The following is a 2895-nucleotide window of genomic DNA, read 5'->3' on the forward strand; positions in this document are numbered from 1 at the left end:
GCTCCTTCGGAATAGGACTAAAAAAAAAAAAATTCGCTTAGCCTCCTGAAGGGGAACCCGAAGAGTAAGGAGGCTAAGCTAATTTTTTTGGAAAGAGCCTCCGAAGAGGGGTAGGAGACTACCAAAAAAAACTGATGAAGGCTCGGGGGGGGACCCCACGAATACGGCCCACACACGAAGGTGTGTGGGGTATTCGTGGGGCCCTTGTCGGGTACTATTTTTGAGGTAGAGAAAATAATACAGCTCCCCTTGGCTTAATTTTTTTTATTTTTTTTTAGCTTGGTTAAGGAGGAAGACCTTGAAGAAGAGGGTGGGTAATATGTGTTAAGTAAGGCTATTTAAAATTTAATATTTAATATTTAATGTTTAATATTAAATAACCATGGATATTTAAAGGTCCTATCATTCAAGCTTAAAGTACATTATTTATGAGTACTTTAAGCTTTAATAATATATCGACAGAAGTCCTTAGCCCATTAAATCAATTTGAAATAAGAGATTTATTAAGTATAGATGCTTTAGGAAATTTACACATTTCTATAACTAATATTGGTTTTTATTTAACAATAGGAGCTTTCTTTTTCTTGGTTATAAATCTTTTAAGTATAAATTATAATAGATTAGTTAGCAATAGTTGATCTATAAGTCAAGAATCTTTATATGCTACTATTCATAGTATAGTAACAAGTCAAATAAATCCTAGAAATGGTCAAATATACTTTCCATTTATTTATACTTTATTTATTTTTATTTTAATAAACAATCTTATAGGAATGGTTAACAGGAGCCTTTGTATTTTATCATTATTTATTTCAAGCATATTTGGAATATTAGGTATACATAAACCAATATTTCAAAGACTATCATATTCTTCTCTTAATTCAAACTCTCAAGTAAATACACAAATGAACATATCTAAGGATAGCCCTAGGTATAGCTTTAACAATAAAAATACCTTCTATCTTAACCCTGATTATATTACAGGATTTGTGGATGGGGAAGGCTGTTTCTCTCTTTCACTGTTTAAAGATGATAGACGCTTAAATGGTTGACAAGTTAAACCTATATTTAGTATATCTCTTCATAAGAAGGATATTTCACTATTAGAAGCTATTCAAAGAACCTTTAAAGTAGGAAAGATTTATAAACATGGTATTGATTCTATACAATATCGTGTAAGTTCTTTAAAAAATTTACAAATAATCACAGATCATTTTGATAGTTATCCTTTAATAACACAAAAGAGAGCAGATTATCTACTATTTAAACAAGCTATAGCTTTAATAAAAAATAAAGAACATTTATCTTTAGAAGGTTTATTAAAATTAGTAGGAATAAAAGCTACATTAAATTGAGGTCTATCTGACAAATTTAAAGAAAGTTTCCCTACTGTAAAAGCAGCAGTGAGACCTTCAGTAATATACAATACTTCAGATGTTAAGGTTAAAAGCTTAAACTGAATTAGAGGATTTATAGAAGGTGAAGGATGTTTCCAAGTTATAACTCAAAATTCCCCCCCCCGAAGGGGGGGGTGGCGAAATGTTTGGTTAAGATTTTCACTAACTCAGCATATTAAAGATGAAGAGTTATTGAAGGATATAGCTATTTATCTAAATATGGGTAGATATTACAAATCACCAACACGTAATGAAGGTCAATACTTAATAACAATATTTTCAGATATAAATAATAAGCTAATACCTTTCTTAAAAGAGTACCCATTATTGGGAGTTAAACAGGAAGATTTCTTAGATTTTGTAAAGATAGCCAAACTAATAGAATCTAAAACTCATTTAACTGATGAAGGATTAGATACAATAAAGCTAATTCAAAGTAATATGAATAGCAAAAGAATAATAAAAGAAGAATAGATAAAAGTTTAGATAATTGGTAATATCAAAAATAAATAACAATAAAATACAATAAATTTCACTATGTGCTGGGAACTTCTAATGCCTTTAGGTACCAAATAATGGTAAAAATCTTAAAGGATGAAACAATGAATAATCAGCAGGAAATAAAAATAACAAGCCATGTTATGAGTAAGATCCTCAGAGACTACAAGTGAAAAATTACTTAACACTGTTTTACAATAACAATTAAGTAATTAAGATATAGTCCACCACGGTAAGTCTATAAGACTTACTCTGCTGTCCTTATAGTTTCGCAAGTACAAGCCATTTTGTAGTGACATTTGCTCTTAGTTTCACTATAGTTTTAGGAGCAACTATTTTAGGTTTCCAAAAACATGGATTAGAATTTTTCTCTCTATTAGTTCCAGCAGGTTGTCCTTTAGCCCTTCTTCCTCTGTTAGTTTTAATTGAATTCATTTCTTATTTAGCAAGAAATATATCTTTAGGATTAAGATTAGCAGCTAACATCTTATCAGGTCATATGTTGTTACATATTTTAGCAGGATTTACTTACAATATAATGACAAGCGGTATTATCTTCTTCTTTTTAGGTTTAATACCTTTAGCTTTTATTATAGCTTTCTCAGGATTAGAGTTAGGAATTGCCTTCATCCAAGCTCAAGTTTTTGTAGTTTTAACTAGCGGATACATTAAAGACGCATTGGATCTACATTAGAACAGTCCTGTGCAGTCCTTTAACAAAATTACGCTGCTTTAGGTGACACCTGAAAGCGGTCCACCCTCCTCTTACGTATCCGAAGGATACTAAAGGTCCCCAATATCAAGTTAAAGTCACATATGCAATCAAATAGTTAAACGTCTCGTTGTAACTTGATAAGATTACTCTATTCGAGGTCTCTTATAGCAAATAGAGAGAGGAATGCCCACTCGCAAACGGGTTCGGTACTTAAAATGAACAGAGATACGCAAGTTCGCATCTGAAAAAGTGGACGGAGAAGGAACTTATGCCACTCTACCGAGT

General features: G+C 31.3%; 3 protein-coding genes and 1 pseudogene. All 4 read left to right on the plus strand.

Going from position 1 to position 2895, the window contains the following annotated elements; translation table 11 throughout:
- The first annotated feature begins 641 nt into the window (after window positions 1-641).
- On the plus strand, window positions 642-1052 hold the full coding sequence (locus IEX62_RS24210; protein ID WP_188643236.1) for a F0F1 ATP synthase subunit A: 411 nt from the start codon (window positions 642-644) through the stop codon (window positions 1050-1052).
- A 12-nt stretch (window positions 1053-1064) separates the two neighbouring features.
- Window positions 1065-1355 (plus strand): LAGLIDADG family homing endonuclease, encoded by a 291-nt coding sequence (locus IEX62_RS24215; protein ID WP_188741374.1) that lies wholly within the window; start codon window positions 1065-1067, stop codon window positions 1353-1355.
- Between the two features lie 117 nt (window positions 1356-1472).
- Entirely contained in the window at window positions 1473-1871 is a 399-nt protein-coding gene (locus IEX62_RS24220) for an LAGLIDADG family homing endonuclease (protein ID WP_268235651.1), read from the plus strand.
- A gap of 292 nt (window positions 1872-2163) precedes the next feature.
- Window positions 2164-2589, plus strand: a pseudogene (gene atpB / locus IEX62_RS24225) (F0F1 ATP synthase subunit A); the annotation flags it as partial.
- Window positions 2590-2895: the final 306 nt, after the last annotated feature.

This window comes from Paenibacillus hunanensis, assembly GCF_014645615.1.
GTDB classification, from domain to species: Bacteria; Bacillota; Bacilli; order Paenibacillales; family Paenibacillaceae; genus Saccharibacillus; species Saccharibacillus hunanensis.